This window comes from Fibrobacter sp. UWB13, from assembly GCF_900177805.1.
Classification (GTDB): domain Bacteria; phylum Fibrobacterota; class Fibrobacteria; order Fibrobacterales; family Fibrobacteraceae; genus Fibrobacter.
Genome location: NZ_FXAX01000001.1, coordinates 935,044 through 953,503 on the forward strand (window position 1 = coordinate 935,044; position 18,460 = coordinate 953,503).

Genomic DNA, 18,460 nt, shown 5'->3' on the forward strand with positions numbered 1-18,460 from the left:
GACAAATTTAGGCAAAACAACGATACAGAAAAAAAAGGAGATTATTATGAATTCTGCTACCGTTATTTTTTCTAACATGGGCGACACGGACACGTTGGTTCTCAAACACATCTGGAAAGACCTGCCGAACGTCAAGGTCATCGAGATCAACGGATTCAACGGGCCATGGTCAAAGAAAGTCGAACAAGCGTTGCTCACTGAAAAAGACACTATTATATTATGTGGGCACGGCTACCCCAGCGGACTCTTGTCACCACAAACCCACGGCAATCCATTTATTATATCTGAAAAAAATGTACGCCACATCAAGGCAAAACGCGTTATCGGAATCTGGTGTTACGCATCGTCATTTGCCAGGAACATGAATCTCCACGGATTTTTCTCGTCGATGTTCATCAGCAACCCCACCGAGGCACACATCAACGGCTGCACCAAATCAAACGGCGAAACAATCACCCGCGAAGAAATTCTGTTCGGTCAACGTCTGAACAAACTCATCGCAAGCGACATCCCGATGAGCGAATGGAAACAGAAACTGATCGAGCAAGCCGACAAGTCGATAGACATTGTACGATTCAATTATAATGGTCTAACGTATCTGGAATAGCAATTTTTATTATATTACATATTGCAATTATGTTCCACCCGATCCGTCATTTCATTACGATTACAAAACACCGAAACGAAGTCATTCGGCTTTGTATAAAGGCGGGTATCGGGTTACAGGGGCTATTCCACGATTTGTCGAAATACAGCCCTACCGAATTTATTCCTGGCGCGAAGTATTACACAGGCAAGGAATCGCCGAACAACGGCGAACGCCGCGAAACAGGTTACAGTCTTGCATGGATGCACCACAAGGGGCGCAACAAGCACCACTTTGAATTTTGGTACGATTACGACATGAAGACGAAGAAAATCGTGCCGATGGACATGCCGGACCGCTACATCAAGGAGATGTTCTGCGACCGCGTGGCAGCCTCCAAGACGTATAACAGGAAAGGTTACACGCAAGAGGCACCGCTCCTGTATTTGACGAAAAGCACCGCGCATGAGAAGATGACGGAAACGACTTACAAGAAGTTACTGTTCCTGCTCAAGAAACTCGCAAAGGATGGCGAAAAAGAAACGCTTAGGTTTATGCGGCATTGCAAGGAACTGCCAACGGAATAACTATATTTAATTATATCGCGGATGTCCGCGACGTTAACCCCACCCTGCGGGATACCAGAACGGAAAGGCAAATTATGGAACTTGGAAGAATTAACCGCGCACGCGTCGAATCTATCACGCCTCAGGGGTATTACCTCGAACTTGAAACCGGCGGAAGCGTGCTCCTCCCCGGCAACCGCAACAAATTCACACTCGTCGAAGGCGAAATCATTGACGTGTTCGTTTACACGGACTCCGAAGACCGCCCGATTGCAACGCTTGACAAGCCGCTCGCACAGGTAGGCGAATTTGCGGTACTTACCGTCAAGGAAGTCAACCGCGTTGGCGCATTCTTGGATTGGGGTCTCAACAAGGACTTGTTCCTCCCCTTCAAGCAGCAACTCGGCGAATTGCAGAAAGGCGACCGCTGCGTTGTCTTTGTGCTCGAAGACGAAAAGAGCGGACGCATCATCGCCACCGAAAAAATCAAGAGCTTTATCGATCCGGACACGAACGACTTGCATATCGGCCAGCGCGTGGAGCTCGCCGCTTACGAAGTCACACCCGACTATGTTGATTGCCTCGTGGATTATCGTTACACGGGTCGCCTCATGATGACGCCCGGCATGGAACGCATCTACATCGGCGATACGATGCCCGGATTTATCCAGCGCTTCACAAGCGACGGAAAGATTACGCTCAACTTAACTCCGATTGGCTACAAGGGCGTGATGAAAAGCGAAAGCCCCAATGCAGTCATGCAAAAGCTCGAAGCTGCGGGCGGATTCCTCCCCTACGGCGACCACACAGACCCGGAAACGATCCGTCGTGAATTCGGCATGTCCAAGAAGACGTTCAAGAAGATTATCGGAACGCTTTTCCGCGAAGAAAAAATCGTGATTACCGAAGACGGAATTCGCGCAGTTTAAAAATAATGGATTCCGTCGCTTCGCTTCGGGATGACTCTAAAAAAAAGCCGCGATTGCGGCTTTTTGCATTTTCAAGATTCGCGCAGCTCAACAACCGCGCATCTCGATTATTTAGATCTCGTTTTTTAAAAATTCACTTCGTCGGCGTTGAGCACTTTAAGCTCAATGCGACGGTTGGCACGGCGACCCGCTTCTGTCGAGTTGTCACCCTTCGGGCGGCTCGGGCCGTAGCCCACAGCAGTCACGCGGTCGGCGTCAATGCCCTGTTCAATCATGTAATTGCGGACACTGTTTGCGCGGTCTTCGGAAAGCTGCTGGTTGAGTTCTGCGGAACCCTCGCTACTCGTATGACCTTCCACCTCAATCTTAGCCTTCGGATTGCGCTTGAGCCCTGCAATTGCAGCATTGAGAGTTTTCAAGGAGCTCGGCACAAGTTCAGCGCTGCCCGCCTTGAACGTCACACCCGTAAGTTCCGAACGAGTATCGTCAAAAACAACCGAAATTCCACCCGTGCTTGCCGTGCGAGAAACATACGGAGTTTCGCCGCATTCGAACGGTCCCGTCAAACTTTCACAGAGAATCGTGTAAGAATCTTCACGCGGAATATGGAAGCTTGCTTCACCATAAACGTCCGTCGTGATGACCACCTTTTTTCCCTTGTTCTGACCCACAAACGTGAGCTTTTTCTTGGCATGCGGAACGTTATCTTCGTTCGTGTAAGTCACGTTCAACACGGCATGCGTCTTGTTCGGTGCGAGCTTGCCGGCAGATGCAAAAGATGCAGCCACCATAGCCGAAAGGGCAATACGGGAAATCATTCTCATTCTTGTACTCCAATGGATATTTTGTGAGGCAAAAATAAAAATTGATAGGCTTACTTTCAAATAATCTTTAAATATTTTCCGAAATTTCTAGATTTGCGCTCGAAAAACTTACACGGAGATACTATGAACTTCAAAAAAATGACAAGCGCACTTTTGGTTGCGGGCATGTGTTCTGCAGCCTTTGCAGCCGATGGCGAATTCAATCTCAGGGGTAATGTCCAGACTCAGGCAACCAAGATGATTGCCGACCACGACAACAACCTGAGCTCTTTCTGGATCCGCGCCAACATTGGCGGTCTCTACAAGAGCGAAAACTTTGATGCACAAGTGATGCTTCGCATTTTCGCCCCGCAGTTCGGCAACAAAATTAAGGACGGCGATGGCAAGACCACTAGCTACGACAAGATTCTCGCAGACCTCTACTGGGCTAACTACAAGTGGAATTTTGACACCTACAAACTCAACCTCAAAATCGGTCACTGGAAGACGGACTGGTCTCAGTCTACCCACTTCGGTACTTACATCGATAAGGACCTCACTGCCCGCGGCCTCTGGATGCGCGATTACAGCCACAATGCCGCTGAACTCGGCTGGCAGACCGGTTACTCGAACTTCACCGCCATGGTCGCCACAAGAGACAACAAGTTCAATACGGGTTATATCCGCCTTGAAGAAGATCTCAAGTTCGATTTCCCGCTCGAAGCAAAACTCGCCTATCGCGTGAACGCTATTGACCCATTCCAAAATACAGCAGCCCTCACCCACCGCATTGCAACCTACTTGAGCTACAAGCCGCTCGATTTCTTGCGCGTTTATGGTGAATACGGCTATATCGTCACGCAGGAAGATGCCGTCAAGACGACAGCTCCCAACTACGTTGCTCCGGAATACAAGTACATGAAACCGGGTGACGCTTACCATCCGTTCTACATCGGTGCTGAATACACTCCGAAGAAAGATTGCTTCATGAACACTCTCATGAGCAGCCTCTACGTTGAATGGGAACACATCAATGACCGCGACGTTCTCTCTAACAACAAGGACGTCGATAACTGGGCATGGACGGTGGCATGGGCAAAGAAGATTGCCAATTCCAAGCTCCAGTTCAGCGTATACAGCGGCAACGAAATCAGCGACGTTGGATTTGCATTCCGCTTGACCAGCACGATCAAGTAATAAACGCCAAAACGCGCGGGCATATTAACTAAACTGCGCAACGCTCGCTTAAAGCGTTTGAAAAGCCTGGGTAAAACACCCAGGCTTTTTTAGTTTTACAGAATCCTTCGCAGTAGCGCGCAAAACGAGTGTTGCGACGGGCTGCTTGCAGACCGGCATAACCGAGTGAAGCCGCTGACGCCGTAGGCGTCAACTCCGAGCTGGGGCCCCGCCCGCAAGACTTTCATATTACAAAAAAAGCCTAACCTTTTCGGTTAGACTTTTTTATACCCTGTGTCGCGGAAAGTAAAAACGACCAGCCTTTCGGTTGGTCGTTTTTATACCCCCAAGCGGACTCGAACCGCTGTTGCGGGAATGAGAATCCCGAGTCCTGGGCCACTAGACGATGGGGGCGAGTGCGGCACATTATAGCAATTTAAACTTTATCCGTCAACCAATAATTGAGTTTATTTGCTGAGGGTTGCTCTGCCGCATTTACTAGAATTCGTCCGTAGTTATTAGAAGTTAGTCATTAGTGATTGATTTTAGAAATCATCTCTAATGACTACTGACCAATAACCATTAACTAAAGACTAGTCTCTATAGAAGAGATCGAGGTTGCTCTGGACCGGCGTAGAAGCTTCGAGAGTCGTCACGTAGTCGTTGAAAGCAGTCATCACACCAAAGCGGTAGGAGTTGTCTACATCCTGCTTGATGGCGTCTTCGACTTCTTCGAGCTTCGGAGTCTTCTTGGAAACAACCTTGAGCATCACGGCACCGTTTTCAGCGACAACCGGAGCAGTCCATTCGCCAACCGTAGCCTTGCCAACAACCTTTGCGATCTGGGCATTGCCGTAGCCAAAGCCCGGAACAAAGCCATCGACAGAGGAATTCTTGGTTTCAAGTTCAACCTTTTCAATCTTGGTAGCAGTATCAGCCGGATTCCAAGCCTTGACCTGAGCAGCAACAGAGTTCAAGTAGATTTCGGCAGCCTTGCCAGCCTTCTGCTTGAGGAGAGTTTCCTTGATATCGCTGTAGTAGAGCGGGAGGCTACGTTCGCCAGCCTTGAAGGAACCAATCTTCTTGGCAATGACAACCCACTTGTTGTTTCTGAGCACGCCAGAGATTTCGCTTTCTTCTTTCGGGAGGTTTTCGTTCGGCCATGCGAAAGAAGCGAGACCCTTGAGGTAACCAAAGGCTGCCATGTTGCCATCACGAGAAACCCATTCAGAAGTCTTGACTTCGAGACCGCGAGCCTGAGCTTCAGTCAGCAAGTCTGAGCCAGCATCAACATCCTTCTTGATGTTGGTGAGAATCTTTTCGAGGCTATCAATAGTGTTAGAAGAAGCCGTCACGGTGAGGAGGATGTGGCCAACCTTGACCTTTTCAACTTCACCCTTAGCGTTCTTCACATTGCCGTAAGACTTGATGATGTGGTAACCGAACTGAGAGCGGACCGGTTCAGAAATCTTGCCAGAGTCAAGAGCAAAAGCAACTTCTTCGAACGGCTTCACATAAGTGCCACGACCAACGAAATCATCGCTCAAGATACCGCCCTTTTCAGCACTGCCCGGATCTTCAGAAGAAACGCGAGCCATGTCTTCGAAGGTCGTCGTAGAAGAGGAGTCGGTGAGCTGGTAGTAAAGCGTCATAGCGTATTCGCGGATGCTAGCGTCATCACCGGCGGTAGCTTCGACCGGGATAGAAACATACTGGAACTGAGCAGCATCACTCTTAACAAAGAAGCTGTCGAGATGAGCGTTGAAGTAGCCAGCGACCATCACGCTATCCACGGAGTTGCTATCCACAACAAATGCAGAATTCGGGGCGACCGCCACCTGCAGTTCGTAATCCGTCATGCGGCGTTCGACACTCCACTTGGCTTCAAGAGAAGTCGGATGGACAGAAGCACCAACCAAGGTCTGGAGCTGACGAGCCGGAATGGTGTTGTTCTTCATTTCGTCTTCGAGCATGAGCATGGAGCTCCAGCGGTATGCAGCCGGAGTTTCAATCCAAGCATCGTAATCAGCCTTGTTGAAAGTCGTGTCCGTGAGGAACTTCGGCAAAGAGCTGAGGTATGCCTGAGAACGCTGGATCAAGTCATCCTGAGAAGTAGCCTGCTGCTGGATGGCATAGAGGCGAGCCTGAGCTTCCTGGACCAAGCGGGCACGAACGGCGTCGGAATTGCGCTTGAATTCGTTCTTGAGTTCGGCAACCGAGGCACTCAGTTCGGCCTTTTCGTACTGTTCGGCAAAAAGAGCCTGACGAACGAAGCTGGAGAACACCTGAGCGCGGAGCTGAGAGTACTGTTCGTCGTCCAAGTGCTGGTTCTGGTACTGATTCTGCACGATCATCTTCACGCGAGAATCAAAATCCGTATAAGAAATCTTGGTATCATTGACAACGCCGATAGGATAGCTGCGGCCCTGGTCCGGAACACGGTCCATGGCGAGGAGACCGACGGCGATACCGGCGGCAAAGATCACAATTACCCACTTGGCTTTTTCATTAATCCACGTTAACATAGAGACAACTCCATTAAAATTTTGTCGCTCGAAAAATAGCAAAAAAAAATGTTTGCATTTTATTTTATTGATATTGCAAGCCAAATATAATGCCGAAAAGCCCTATTTTTTCTATTTATTGGACATAAAAATACATCAATTCCTTTGGAGTATCTCATGTACGATATTTTGGTTCTGGGTGCCGGCATTTCTGGATTGAGCGCCGCCCTCCACGCGGCAGAAAAAGGGTTCCACGTTGTCATTTTAACCAAAGGTGCAAAGCCGGACGGCTCATCGAACTACGCTCAAGGCGGTATCTGCTCTGTCACCGAAAAAACAGACAAATTTGAATTCCATGTGGCAGACACCCTCGAAGCAGGTGCAGGTCTTTGCAAAAAGGACTCCGTGAAAATTCTCGTGAAGAACGGTCCCACGACTATCAAGCAACTCGTGAAGTGGGGTGTCCAGTTCACACCGTCCCCCGAGGACAAAACGCAGTTTGACCTCCACCTCGAAGGCGGACACAGCCACCACCGCATTTTGCACGCCGCAGACCTCACCGGTAAAGAGATCATGCGCGCCCTCCTCTGCGAACTTCACAAGCAAAAGAACATCGACTACCTTGAAAACTGCTACATCAAGGACTTGATTTGCGAAGGCGAAGGCAAGGACAAACGCTGCGTCGGTGCAAAGATTATCCACCAGAAGTCCGGCGAAGTCGAAAGCATCTACGCCAAGGCAACCATCCTTTCGACAGGTGGTGCAGGCCGTATTTGGCAGTACACCGTCTGCCCGCCCGATAGCTGTGGCGACGGCATGGCAATTGCAGCCCGTGCAGGCGCAGCTCTCCAGGACATCGAGTTCATGCAGTTCCACCCGACTAGCTTGTACGCACCGAAGTTCAAGAAGCCGTTCCTCATTTCCGAAGCGGTGCGCGGTTTCGGCGGTATCCTCAAGAACGACAAGGGCGAAGAATTCATGAACCAGGTGCACCCACTGCACTCCCTCGCCCCGCGTGATATTGTCGCTCGCGCAATCCACAGCGAAATGCAGCGTCTCGGCAAGGACCACATGTTTATCGACCTCTCTGGCCGTACCCCGAAGGACATCAAGAGCCACTTCCCGCACATTTATTCTAAGTGCATGGATGCTGGCATTGACATCACGAAGGAATGGATCCCGGTCGTTCCGGCAGCCCACTACATGTGTGGTGGTGTTCTCGTCGATACTTGGTCCCGCACCGAAATCAAGGGACTCTATGCTTGCGGCGAAGTTGCTGCAACAGGCGTTCACGGAGCAAACCGTCTTGCCTCGAACTCGCTTTTGGAAAGCGTAGTGTTTGCCATCCGCGCTGTCGATGATATCGAAAAGAGCGGCATCACTAAGGATAAATTCACCGCACCCAAGTCCAAGAAAGAAACGGTCAGCTTCGCAAAAGCCGCCTACTGGCGCAAGCGCAAGAAGATGCTCCAGGACATGATGTGGACGCACTGCGGCATTGTCCGTACCGTCGCAGGACTCAACCAAGGTCTCAAGGTTATCGAAAGCCTCGAAGCCGACGTTGCAGCCGCTATCAAGAACAAAGAAACTGAAAACTTGCACTTCCTGGAATTCCTGAACGCCCTTCAGGTTTCCAAGATGATTCTCATCGCCGCCCTCCGTCGCAAGGAATCTCGCGGGCTTCACTACATCCTCGATTACCCAAATCAGGATCCGAAGACGAAGCACCAGAGCATTTACTTGAGCGACAAGAAATAAATCATTTTCTATATAGGGCAGCATGGAAGAGGTCAAGGCAACACAGTCTCGAAAGAAAGTCAAGGATCAACTCCCGTCTAAAATTGGCGGATACAAACCAATACAAGCTCTCAATAGCGGAGCCATGGGTAGCCTGTGGCTCTGTAGAGACCCGTCCCTTGACCGACTTGTCGTCGCCAAAAGGCTCAATACAAACTTGAACCAGCAGGACATCTACATCAAGAGATTCCTGCAAGAAGGGAGCATCCTCGCCCACCTGAACCACCCGAGCATCATCCAGCCGTATGCCCTCTGGAAAGACAGCGACGGCAACTACACGATGTCGATGGAGTACGTACAAGGTTCAAGCCTCAAGGACTTGCTCCTCAGGAACAAGCGACCGCCCGTCTGGGTTGTCGAGACCATTTTGTACGAACTCTTGAGCGCCTTGAGCCATGCCCACCGCAACAGCGTGACCCACCGCGACTTGAAGCCCGCCAACATGATGATTGACAAGGACGGACGAGTGCGCCTCCTCGACTTTGGCATTGCGCACACCGAAACCCCGCTCGAAATCGGCAAGGAACTTACGCAGACCGGTTGCATCATCGGGACCGCCGCCTACATGAGCCCAGAACAAATCATGGGGCAAAAGGTCAACTACGCAAGCGACCTCTTTAGCATCGGCATCATCGCAAGCGAAATGCTCATCGGCGAGAATCTTTTCCGCGGCAAGGACTTCGAGGAGACCCGCGAAAACATTCTCAAGATGAAGTTCAAGCTGGAAGTTTTCCCAAACGATGTTCCAAAACCGCTCCGCAAGTTCGTGTTGAAACTGCTCAACAAACGCGCCAGCAAGCGCCCCTCTTCAGCATGCGACGCCGCCAACGAACTCGCCGACCTCATGAGAGAATACCCGCGCGATATGACCCCCTACATCGCCGAATGGGCCGATACCGTAAACGAAGACCAACCGATCGATTCCGTGATATCTCCGAAGCCGCAAAAAACTACATTTAAGTATGGAATAGGATTTATACTAGGAGTGATAGTTACAGCCATCGCATTCATCGGTGTGCAGTTAGCTATCTAGAGGTTTTTAGAGGATTTGTCCAATGAATTGGATAGATATTACATGCGCAGCTTGCATACTCGTGTTCGGCATTCTCGGATTGTGGCGCGGGCTCTTAAGCAGTGTGTTTAAGCTGTGCGGTTGGGTAGCCGCTATCTTTGGTGCATATTTTGCACAAGGTTTACTTGGGGATTTTTTTATACGTAATTTCGCCTTTGGCGACTTTGCGGCACGCCTCATCTGTACCTGCATCGGCTTTTTAGTGCCGTTCCTTCTGTTCTCGCTCATCGGACACATCGTTGGCGATTCTATCAAGGACACGATCGTCGGTAAAACGAACCGCATTTTGGGTATGTTGTTCGGACTCATCAAGGCAGCCCTTATTTGCTTTGTCCTCCTGACCATTCTGCATTTGCTCCCCGTCGAAGGCAATCTCAAAGCCACCAGAAACGACGCCATCGCTTACAATGTCTATAAATCGACGCTTGAAACCATGGGCTATTCTTCAGACGAAGTCAATCTCCGCAAGATGGCAAAGGAAAAAGCAAGCGAACTTACTAAGTCGATTACAGACAAAACTATCAACAAGGCAAAAGATACGGCAGAAGAAGCCGCAGACAGCGCAAAGACTGCCGTCAAGAATGCAGCCGACAGCGTAGCAAATAAAGTTAGCGAAACAGCCGAAAAAGCAAAAGACGCCGCCATCGCCGCTAAGGATGCCGCAGTAAAAACGTTTGAAAACGGAAAGAGTTCGTCTTCAAACGCTGCTAAAAAATAATCGTTATTTAGAAGCGAGACGCGCAGCGCATTCGCGAGCATCGCGGAGGATTTCTTCTTCCCCATCGACATGGCGACCGCGCATCACGAACTTGCCGTTGCACATCACAGAATCAATTGCACTTGAATTTGCAGAATAGACCCAGTTGCTATAGATATTGTAGCATGGCACCATACGCTCGTTGTTCAAGTCAATCAGCAAGCAATCTGCGAGATAGCCTTCTGCAATGCGGCCGGCATTGATTCCAAAGAACTGCGCAACATTGCATGTAGCCATCTTGAGAGCATCTTCTGCCGGGAGCGTTTCTGCGGTTCCGAGATACTTCGCCAAAAGCGCAATCGTCTTCATTTCTTCTTGCATGTCGAGATTATTATTCGACGAATCGCCATCCGTGCCAAGACCAAGCTTCATGCCGTCCTTAATCATTTCGGCAACCTGCGGAATGCCGCTGTTCAGCTTCATGTTGGAGCACGGGTTCAGAATTGCGGTTGCACCCGATTCCGCAAAAATCTTGCGGTCAGACGCCGTGAAATGCGTGCAGTGCGCAGCCGAGAAATTCGAATTCAAACCGCCCAAACGTTTCCAGAATTCCACAGGCGTACAGCCGAACTGTTCCATACAATTCTTAATTTCGGTCATCGTTTCGGACAAATGCGTGTGAATCTTGTAATTCTCGGCATGAGCAAGTTCAATGAGTTCTGCAGTTTTCTCCTCGCCCACCGTGTAAATTGCATGCGGCATTACCACGAGCTGCACACGTTCCGATTCGCCCGTGTGATTCTTCAAGAAATCGACATTCGCCGCCCAAGCTTCTGGCGACATCAGCGGTTCCGCAAACGTAACGCCAATTGCCGCACGGATTCCCATCTCTTCGACAACGCGCATCGTCTGTTCACGATGCCAATACATGTCCGTAAAAAATACCGTTCCCGACTTGATCATTTCGAGAACTGCAAGGCGGCTCCCAACAGCGATATCGTCAAGCGTGAGTTTCGCTTCTGTCGGCCAAATGTATTCGTTGAGCCATTTGCCAAGTTCCATGTCATCAGCAAAACCGCGCAACAGCGACATTGATGCATGCGTATGGCCGTTATAGAAAGCAGGCATAATCGCGAAATGCGAACAATCAACGATTTCAGCGCCTTCGTAATCAGCAGGTTCCAGCGGACGCGTGACCTTTTCAAAGAGATTACCGACGATCAAGATGTCGCGCTTGGCGCCATCAAAAAACACATTTTTTAGAACAATCTTTTTGTCCATTGCAATTTTCCCCTATTTTCGACAAGACCGCGCAATCCTAACACGACCGCACGATCCTGATGCGCTTAACGATTTTCCAAAAGTTGCTTTACCGAGCGAGCGAACTCTTGCAAGCTCGGATCTCTCGCGCCCTGATAAGACCGCACGAGCCCTTCGCCTTCATTAAACTTAATCAGGCTCGTGCTCTCGCCGACACGACTCGTTAATACGAGTCGCTTACGGCTCACAACCTGATGTGCGCTTATCGATCTTCTAAAAGTTGTTTGACGTAACATGCATATTCCTTTAAGCTAGGATCTCTCGCGCCCATCAGCAAAATCGTGTCGCCTGGTTCTGCATATTCTAGCATTTTCTTGGCGCACTCGTTGCGGTCAGCAATGTAAATAGCCTCACAACCCTTGAGAATCAAGTCATCCGCGAGGTCGCCTGCGCTAATGTCACGCGTGACCGTTCCGCCAGCATAATAGATTTCGCTGAAGAACATCACATCGTTCTTGCGGTCAAAATCCATATCCATCGGGCGAAGCGTCTTGGCGATAAAGTCCACCAAGTCCTTGCGCAAGAATCGCGTCGGACCAAAGCCATGCGGCTGGAACCAAGCAATCACGCGGCCTTCGGTAAAGTCCTGGGCGCTCTTGATGCTCGCGGCAATTTTCGCCGGATTGTGGGCAAAGTCATCGACAAGCGTCACGCCGTTGAATGTCCCGAGAATCTGGTGACGGCGGAACACGCCCGGGAAAGACGAAAGCGCATCGGCACATGTGTGGAGCGAAACGCCCGCGCGAAGTGCGGCGGCTGTGGCGGCCAAAGCATTTTCCATATTGTGCTTGCCCGGCAGCGGAATTTCGAACTTCACAAGTTCATTGCCATGACGCACGCGGAACTGAATATGCGTTCCGACAGACTTAAAGTCAATTCCCTGAACGCTCACATAGCTTTCATAGCCAAAGTCAAATTCTCGACCGGCGCTAAACTTCTTTGCGAGCGGGTGCGCATCGTTCACAATCAAGATGTGACCTGCGCTCAAAACGTTCTGGCTAAACTTCAAGAAAATTTGTTCGAGCTCGGAGATTTCCTTGTGGTCTTTGTCGATGTTCAAAATGACGCCGATTTCCGGTTCATAGCGAACAAGTGTTCCATCGCTTTCATCGACTTCGGCAACGAGCCATTCGCCCTTGCCACTCACAGCATTTCCAATCTTGCCCTGAGCCTGCAAGTTCACGAGGCCAGCCCCCGTCATCACAGATGGCTGGAGTCCCGCATATTCGAGAATGTGGTAAACCATCGCGGTCACCGTTGACTTTCCGCTCGTACCGCTAATCGCAATCGTGCGCGCTTCCTTGGAAATCTTTGCGAGCATTTCGCTGCGGTGCATCACTGGGACGCCAAGTTCCTTCGCACGCTTCAAATCCGGATTCGAATCTTCGATAGCGGTGCTCACCACGACGGCGGTAAGGCCTTCGACAACGCCGGAACCATCCTGCGCAAAGCACTTGATTCCGCAATCTTCGAGTTGGCTCATGACAAGCGGCTTTTCGGCATTTCCGTTCAGGAACTCGCCGAACTGACGGTCGCTACCGCTCACAGCAACGCCCTTGCCCACCAAATACTGCGCGATGGCACTCATGCCCACGCCAGCAACACCGATAAAGAAGTAAGAATTAGTCATTGGTCACTAGTCTTTAGTCAATAGTTATTAGCAATTCGAGACTTTACTGGATTCTTCGACTCCGCTACGCTTCGCTCAGAATGGCTCGTTTTCATTTATTCCAACAGTTCCGGATCGATTGTGGGTTCGTATCCTGGTTCCACGAAATCTTCCGGGGCAATCCCCTTGCGGCGAGCAGCCTTCATCTGCTTGATGAGCTTGCGTTCGGCAGCAACGGCACGGCGCTTGGCGGCAGTCGCCTTTTTCTCGGCGAGGCGCTGAGCACGCGTCTTGCGTTCCTTCACAGGAGCAGCTTCATCCGGCGAGATTTCCAGCGGTTCTTCGTATTCGTCAAATTCATCATCTTCGTCAAAGCGAATCTGCGCATCGAAATCACGGAAACCTTCTTCTTCGTCATACACAGGCGCCGATGCCGGACATTCCTTTTTCAAGAGCTTGAGCACATTTGCAAACGGCTCTTCCATCGGAACCTTGAACGTAAGCTTCTTGTTTGTGCGCGGATGGATGAGTTCAATCTTCACGGCCTGCAAAAGCTGCGCCGGAGCAATTTCAAGAACCTTCTCGGCCACCGGCTTCATCAGAGGCGGCACACGGTTCAAGCTTTCATCGCGACCATCGTAGAGCGGATCGCCCACGACCGGATGGCCCGTGTAACGGCTATGCACGCGAATCTGGTGCGTACGTCCAGATTCCAACTGCAATTCTAAGAGCGTCGCAATCGCAAAGAACTGCTTCGCCACATAATGCGTACGGCTTTCCTTACCGCCCTTCACCACCGCCATCTTGAGACGGTTCTTCGGGTTACGACCAATCGGAGCGTCAATCGTTCCTTCAAGGTCACGCGGGCAACCCCACACAAGCGCATTGTATGTACGGTGGAGCGTGCGCGTTTCAAGTTGGTGCGCCAAATGCCTATGTGCGGCATCGTTTTTCGCGACCACCATAAGCCCCGGCGTATCCTTGTCCAGACGATGAACAATACCCGGACGGAGCGGACCGTTCACGGTCGAAAGATTTTCCTTGAAGTGATACAGGAGAGCAGCGGCAAGCGTTCCCTTGCTCACGCCATTACCCGGATGCACCACCAAATTGCGCGGCTTGTTGATGACCACGATGTCGTCATCTTCATAAACGATGTTCAGCGGAATATCTTCGGGTTCAAGTGTCGAAGATTCCTTCTCGATCATCTTTTCAACGACAACCGCCATTCCCGTTTCTACGCGGAAGTTCTTGGAGACTTTGCCACCGCCGACCTTGACTTCGCCCGCTTCGATCAGCTTCTGCACGTCTGTGCGGGAGACATTTTCCATAACGCCGACAAGGAACTTGTCGATACGTTCACCATTATGCTTTTCTTCTACGATGTAATTCATTTTTAGGGATTTGGTTTTAGGTGGTTAGGTAATAGGAATTAGCGATTAGGTTTTAAGATATACCGCGTTTTAAAAGGTCATTAGTAGTTAGTCATTAGTTATTAGTTGAATAATCAAGCTTAAAAAACTAATGACTATTGACTAAGTCTTAGCTTCCTTCTCCGCGTCTTTTTCTTCCTTAATTTGCTTATGCAATTTACGTAAGATCACGGGAGACAAAATCACAAGAGCAACGCCGACAGTCACGAACGAGTCCGCCACATTGAACGTTGGGAAACGGATCATAATAAAGTCCGGGAAATCACAGTCGATAAAGTCCACGACCATCTGCATGCGCATGCGGTCAATGAAGTTTCCGACAGCACCGCCGAGAATCATCACGACGCCCAAGCGGCTCAAGTAATCGCGCTTGTCGATGGACTTGTAGAACCATGCAAGTGCAAAAGCGGCAACAATCGAAATCAGCAAAAAGAACAGCCAAGGCGGCAAGAACGGCATCAAGTCTTGCGGACGGCTACTGAACGCAGCCCCCTTGTTGTACACAAGCTGGAAGCGCACAAGTTCACCAATCACAGGAATTTTCTCGTACGTAAAATTCCCTGCTTCGTCCGTAAAACGCGCCACCGCCCACAGCTTCGTCAGCTGGTCAGAAATAATGCTAAAAACAATCACCGCCACATGGAACGGCCACTTATTATAAAACTTTTCCATATTATCCTTTAATCTTCTTATAAGCTTCATCAATCCACTTGTCCGAATAGAAGTGCATCGACGTTTCCTTGACAATCCGCTTCACGGTATCACGCGTGATTTTCACCTTCTTGTCCGAAGTGAACACTGACACGCCATTCCCGATCAAACTCAAGTTCTCCGCCGCCATAAAGAGCGGCCATAGGCAGAAGAGCCTCGTGCGCATCTTGATGTTCGGGATGAGCTTCGTATAGGCAATCGCATCGTCCAGATGATGCCAAGCCTTCTCGACAAGTTCCGAAAGCACTGCGCCGCATTTTTGAGCATCTGCCCCTGCAGCAAAAAGTTCGCTAGGATGCGCAAAGCCATGACGCTTGCAAATCTCTTCAGGGATAAAGCACACGCGGCGTCCAGAATCCTCGACACAGTCCTTCACGATGTTCACGACCTGCAAGGCAAGCCCAAAGCTCACGTCCAACTTCGAAAGTTCCGCCTCACGTTCCGCACTGATAAAGCACGTGTCTGCCGAGAATAGCTTGGTCAAGAGCTTACCGACAATGCCTGCCACATAGTAGCAGTATTCATCAAGTTCGCCCACGTTCGCAAGCGTGAACCAGCCTGCTGAAAGCGCGGCTTCCTGACGGAGCGCAAACTTCGCCATGCCACCGCACATTTCAATCACAACATCGCAAACCGGCTTCTGGTAATTCCTGGGAAGCGACTTCAAAAGCGGCACCACAATTTCGGACTTAACGCAAAGATCCTTATTCGGGTCTTCAGAGCCATGCCAAGATTTAGGCAAGGCATCCACAAACGTACGAATCTTTTCCGTTTCAAGTTCGCCCGTCTTGAACACATCGGCAAACAGCGCAAGCACGCGGTCCTTTTCGGTCGCCTTCATGTCCGGGTCATCTTCAACCGTATCGGCAATGCGCAAATAAAGGTATGCGAGCAAAATACTGCGGTGCAACTTGCCACGCAAAACCTGGATGTTCAGCGCAAACGTACGCGACACCAACTGCAAGATATCCTCGGCGTACTTCCACGCCGCCTTGCCTTCGAGCACCTTCTCGCCCACATCCAAAGAATCCAATTTATCAATCATATGAGCTAGTACACCTCAAACATTTCCGGCGGCACCTTTTTAGACGCGGCCATCGACTTTACGTACTTCCAAAAACGGCCATGGTCTTCGGCGTTGCGGAGCTTATGCGCATAGCTGAGTCCCGCGCGGTCACGCACGTTTTCATCCGACATCACAATACCCTTGCGCTGGATCCCATAATTCACCCAACGGTACTCCAGGTAAAAAGCCGACTGGAACAAGTCCGTGAGCTTGAGTTCCGTCCTGCGCTTCATCAAATAAGCGATCCAGACAAAAAGAAGCACGGACACAAATCCATAATAAGCATTAGTACCAAGCCCAATCTTTTGGAGAGTCCACACCACCGTGGCAGAGGTCACCACCGACGTTATCGCCGTAAACAGATAATCGCAGAAACGTAAAAAACTCACGCGCCCCGGATTTTTCACAAATCCGCTCAACACGTAAGCCCATTTTTCGCCTCGATCGAGCTGATTTTTCAAAAAAACGACGTACGAGACATTCCTAAACCAAAAATGGAGACCGACCCAAAGCAAAACAGGGGTCCAAAAAATGTATTCCACAAGTGTACTTATTACCATCATAGCAAAAATTAGAAAATTTGCAAAATTTCGAGGATTCTCGCCAACGCACGGAGGCTCAAACATCGACGTTAATTTTCGTTTACAGAGAAGTAAGAAATTTTTTAGGTTTATTTCACTCCCAATCTATCAACATTCCAAAGAATTAGCTAAATTTTAACGCCTAGTTGTTGATAGATTATTAATCGGATGAGGATTGAAGATGCAGGTTGAATGGGAAAGATGCTTGAACTACCTCCACGGAATGCTGTCGGATACGGTATTCAAGACATATTTTGCACAGACCAAGCTTGTAAGCCAAACCCCAGGACACGCCGTTATCGCAGTGCCCCCCGGACTTGACGTCAAAGTCTATGCCGCTTACAAGGACCTGATCCGCCTCGCCTGGAAAGACGTTTCCCACGATGAGGCTCCAGTAGAATTTGAATTCCAGCCGCAAGACGTTTACCAGCCGCAAGTAAGCACCTCCGACAACTCTTTCCGCGAATTTATCAAGCCGAGCGTTCCACTTTCTGGCAGCTTCCGTTTCGAAAACTTCGTTCCGGGTGACAAGGCCCAGCTCGCCTTCAACGCCGCCCTCGCCGTCGCCAGAAATCCGGATGGAACGCAGTACAACCCGCTATTTATTTATGGGTCTTCCGGTCTTGGCAAGACGCACTTGCTCCAGTCCATCGGCAACTACATTCTCGAAGAAGATCCGACCAAGCGCGTCATCTACCTCACGTCCGAAGACTTCTCACAGCAGTACATGAAGTGCCTGCAAGAAAAGCGCATCACTGAAATGTCCGACTTCTACCGCAACGAAGTGGACATTCTCTTGATCGATGACATCCAGAACTGGACTGGCAAGTACGAAACGCAAAACGAATTTTTCTTGATCTTTAACGCACTGCACCAGGCAGGCAAGCAGATCGTGCTTACGTCTGACGCTCCCGCAGCCGAAGTCAAGAACCTCTCCGACCGTCTCGTGAGCCGTTTCTCCTGGGGCTTAACCGTTGACATCCAGCCGCCTGACGTCGAAACGCGCGAAGCCATCCTCCACAAGAAGGCAGAAGAACGCCACCTCGAAATCAGCGACGAAGTCATCCGTTACCTTGCTGAAAATATTGCAAGCAACGTACGTTGCCTCGAAAGCGCCATCATCAAGCTCACGCTCCAGTCGAGCCTCATGAGCCACGACATCGACATGAACATCGCACAGAAGGTCGTCACCGAAATCGCCCCGACACTCCGTCGCCGCGTAAGCCTTGACTCCGTGCTCCATGCCGTATCACAGCACTACGAAGTACCCGAAACCAAGCTCATCGAACCGGGCCGCGGCACCAAGGAAATCTCCAAGGCTCGCCAAGTCGCCATGTTCCTCATGCGCGAACTCTCCCCCATCAGCTTGCAGAGCATCGGTTCTCGTTTTGGCGGCAAGGACCACTCCACCGTCGTGCACGCCATCAAGAGCGTCAAGAAAGAGATGGAAACCGACCCGAGCTTTGCCCGCTTGATCGAAAGCCTCAAGAACACCATTCACGATTAATACGCCTTCAGCGCAGTTATCAGCGTATCCTTTATACAAAAAGCCTCGGGTTAAACCCGAGGCAATTTCTTTTGCATTGTCACCCCGGACGAGTTCCGGGGTC

At 50.3% G+C, this 18,460-nt stretch carries 16 protein-coding genes and 1 tRNA gene; 8 read left to right on the top strand and 9 right to left on the bottom strand.

Features of this window, described 5'->3' with window-relative positions:
* Nucleotides 1–46 precede the first annotated feature (46 nt).
* The 3 genes from B9Y77_RS03920 (at nucleotide 47) to B9Y77_RS03930 (ending at nucleotide 2,081) form a co-directional block, all read left to right on the top strand.
* Complete coding sequence (locus tag B9Y77_RS03920) at nucleotides 47–607, top strand: hypothetical protein (protein ID WP_073423995.1); 561 nt, start codon at nucleotides 47–49, stop codon at nucleotides 605–607.
* Nucleotides 608–636: 29 nt separating this feature from the next.
* On the top strand, nucleotides 637–1,173 hold the full coding sequence (locus tag B9Y77_RS03925; RefSeq protein ID WP_085490537.1) for a DUF5662 family protein: 537 nt from the start codon (nucleotides 637–639) through the stop codon (nucleotides 1,171–1,173).
* A 74-nt stretch (nucleotides 1,174–1,247) separates the two neighbouring features.
* Nucleotides 1,248–2,081 carry a CvfB family protein gene (locus B9Y77_RS03930; protein ID WP_014544884.1) on the top strand — a complete coding sequence of 278 codons (834 nt, stop codon included), beginning with the start codon at nucleotides 1,248–1,250 and terminating at the stop codon, nucleotides 2,079–2,081.
* 125 nt (nucleotides 2,082–2,206) lie between these two features.
* On the opposite strand, the gene B9Y77_RS03935 is transcribed toward B9Y77_RS03930, so the two are convergent.
* Nucleotides 2,207–2,905, bottom strand: a complete 699-nt coding sequence (locus B9Y77_RS03935; protein ID WP_085490538.1) for an OmpA family protein — start codon at nucleotides 2,903–2,905, stop codon at nucleotides 2,207–2,209.
* A gap of 123 nt (nucleotides 2,906–3,028) precedes the next feature.
* On the opposite strand from B9Y77_RS03935, the gene B9Y77_RS03940 reads away from it, so the two are divergent.
* Nucleotides 3,029–4,081 carry a hypothetical protein gene (locus B9Y77_RS03940; protein WP_085490539.1) on the top strand — a complete coding sequence of 351 codons (1,053 nt, stop codon included), beginning with the start codon at nucleotides 3,029–3,031 and terminating at the stop codon, nucleotides 4,079–4,081.
* A gap of 320 nt (nucleotides 4,082–4,401) precedes the next feature.
* Here B9Y77_RS03940 and B9Y77_RS03945 read toward each other — a convergent pair.
* Together B9Y77_RS03945 and B9Y77_RS03950 are read right to left on the bottom strand one after the other, a co-directional pair.
* Nucleotides 4,402–4,474: transfer RNA gene (locus tag B9Y77_RS03945), tRNA-Glu, on the bottom strand.
* Between the two features lie 179 nt (nucleotides 4,475–4,653).
* Nucleotides 4,654–6,585 carry a peptidylprolyl isomerase gene (locus tag B9Y77_RS03950; RefSeq protein ID WP_085490540.1) on the bottom strand — a complete coding sequence of 644 codons (1,932 nt, stop codon included), beginning with the start codon at nucleotides 6,583–6,585 and terminating at the stop codon, nucleotides 4,654–4,656.
* Nucleotides 6,586–6,741: 156 nt separating this feature from the next.
* On the opposite strand from B9Y77_RS03950, the gene nadB reads away from it, so the two are divergent.
* The 3 genes from nadB to B9Y77_RS03965 are packed head-to-tail and all read left to right on the top strand — an operon-like array spanning nucleotide 6,742 to nucleotide 10,151.
* Complete coding sequence (nadB, locus tag B9Y77_RS03955; protein ID WP_085490541.1) at nucleotides 6,742–8,322, top strand: L-aspartate oxidase; 1,581 nt, start codon at nucleotides 6,742–6,744, stop codon at nucleotides 8,320–8,322.
* Nucleotides 8,323–8,344: 22 nt separating this feature from the next.
* Nucleotides 8,345–9,394 carry a serine/threonine protein kinase gene (locus tag B9Y77_RS03960; protein WP_085490542.1) on the top strand — a complete coding sequence of 350 codons (1,050 nt, stop codon included), beginning with the start codon at nucleotides 8,345–8,347 and terminating at the stop codon, nucleotides 9,392–9,394.
* A gap of 22 nt (nucleotides 9,395–9,416) precedes the next feature.
* Nucleotides 9,417–10,151 (top strand): CvpA family protein, encoded by a 735-nt coding sequence (locus B9Y77_RS03965; protein WP_073423987.1) that lies wholly within the window; start codon nucleotides 9,417–9,419, stop codon nucleotides 10,149–10,151.
* 3 nt (nucleotides 10,152–10,154) lie between these two features.
* On the opposite strand, the gene B9Y77_RS03970 is transcribed toward B9Y77_RS03965, so the two are convergent.
* The 6 genes from B9Y77_RS03970 to B9Y77_RS03995 all read right to left on the bottom strand — a co-directional run bounded on the left by B9Y77_RS03970 (nucleotide 10,155) and on the right by B9Y77_RS03995 (nucleotide 16,832).
* Entirely contained in the window at nucleotides 10,155–11,411 is a 1,257-nt protein-coding gene (locus B9Y77_RS03970; RefSeq protein WP_085490543.1) for an amidohydrolase, read from the bottom strand.
* Between the two features lie 241 nt (nucleotides 11,412–11,652).
* The gene (murC, locus tag B9Y77_RS03975; protein WP_085490544.1) at nucleotides 11,653–13,080 is read right to left on the bottom strand and encodes a UDP-N-acetylmuramate--L-alanine ligase; all 1,428 of its coding nucleotides are present in this window, start codon (nucleotides 13,078–13,080) and stop codon (nucleotides 11,653–11,655) included.
* Between the two features lie 95 nt (nucleotides 13,081–13,175).
* Complete coding sequence (locus B9Y77_RS03980) at nucleotides 13,176–14,453, bottom strand: RluA family pseudouridine synthase (RefSeq protein WP_085490545.1); 1,278 nt, start codon at nucleotides 14,451–14,453, stop codon at nucleotides 13,176–13,178.
* A gap of 141 nt (nucleotides 14,454–14,594) precedes the next feature.
* Nucleotides 14,595–15,164, bottom strand: coding sequence for a signal peptidase II (lspA, locus tag B9Y77_RS03985; protein ID WP_085490546.1), 570 nt, complete (start codon nucleotides 15,162–15,164; stop codon nucleotides 14,595–14,597).
* Nucleotide 15,165: 1 nt separating this feature from the next.
* Nucleotides 15,166–16,248, bottom strand: a complete 1,083-nt coding sequence (locus tag B9Y77_RS03990) for a squalene/phytoene synthase family protein (RefSeq protein WP_085490547.1) — start codon at nucleotides 16,246–16,248, stop codon at nucleotides 15,166–15,168.
* Between the two features lie 5 nt (nucleotides 16,249–16,253).
* On the bottom strand, nucleotides 16,254–16,832 hold the full coding sequence (locus B9Y77_RS03995) for a hypothetical protein (protein ID WP_254899913.1): 579 nt from the start codon (nucleotides 16,830–16,832) through the stop codon (nucleotides 16,254–16,256).
* Nucleotides 16,833–17,031: 199 nt separating this feature from the next.
* Between B9Y77_RS03995 and dnaA the strand changes: the two genes are divergently transcribed.
* Nucleotides 17,032–18,357, top strand: coding sequence for a chromosomal replication initiator protein DnaA (gene dnaA, locus B9Y77_RS04000; RefSeq protein WP_073423981.1), 1,326 nt, complete (start codon nucleotides 17,032–17,034; stop codon nucleotides 18,355–18,357).
* Nucleotides 18,358–18,460: the final 103 nt, after the last annotated feature.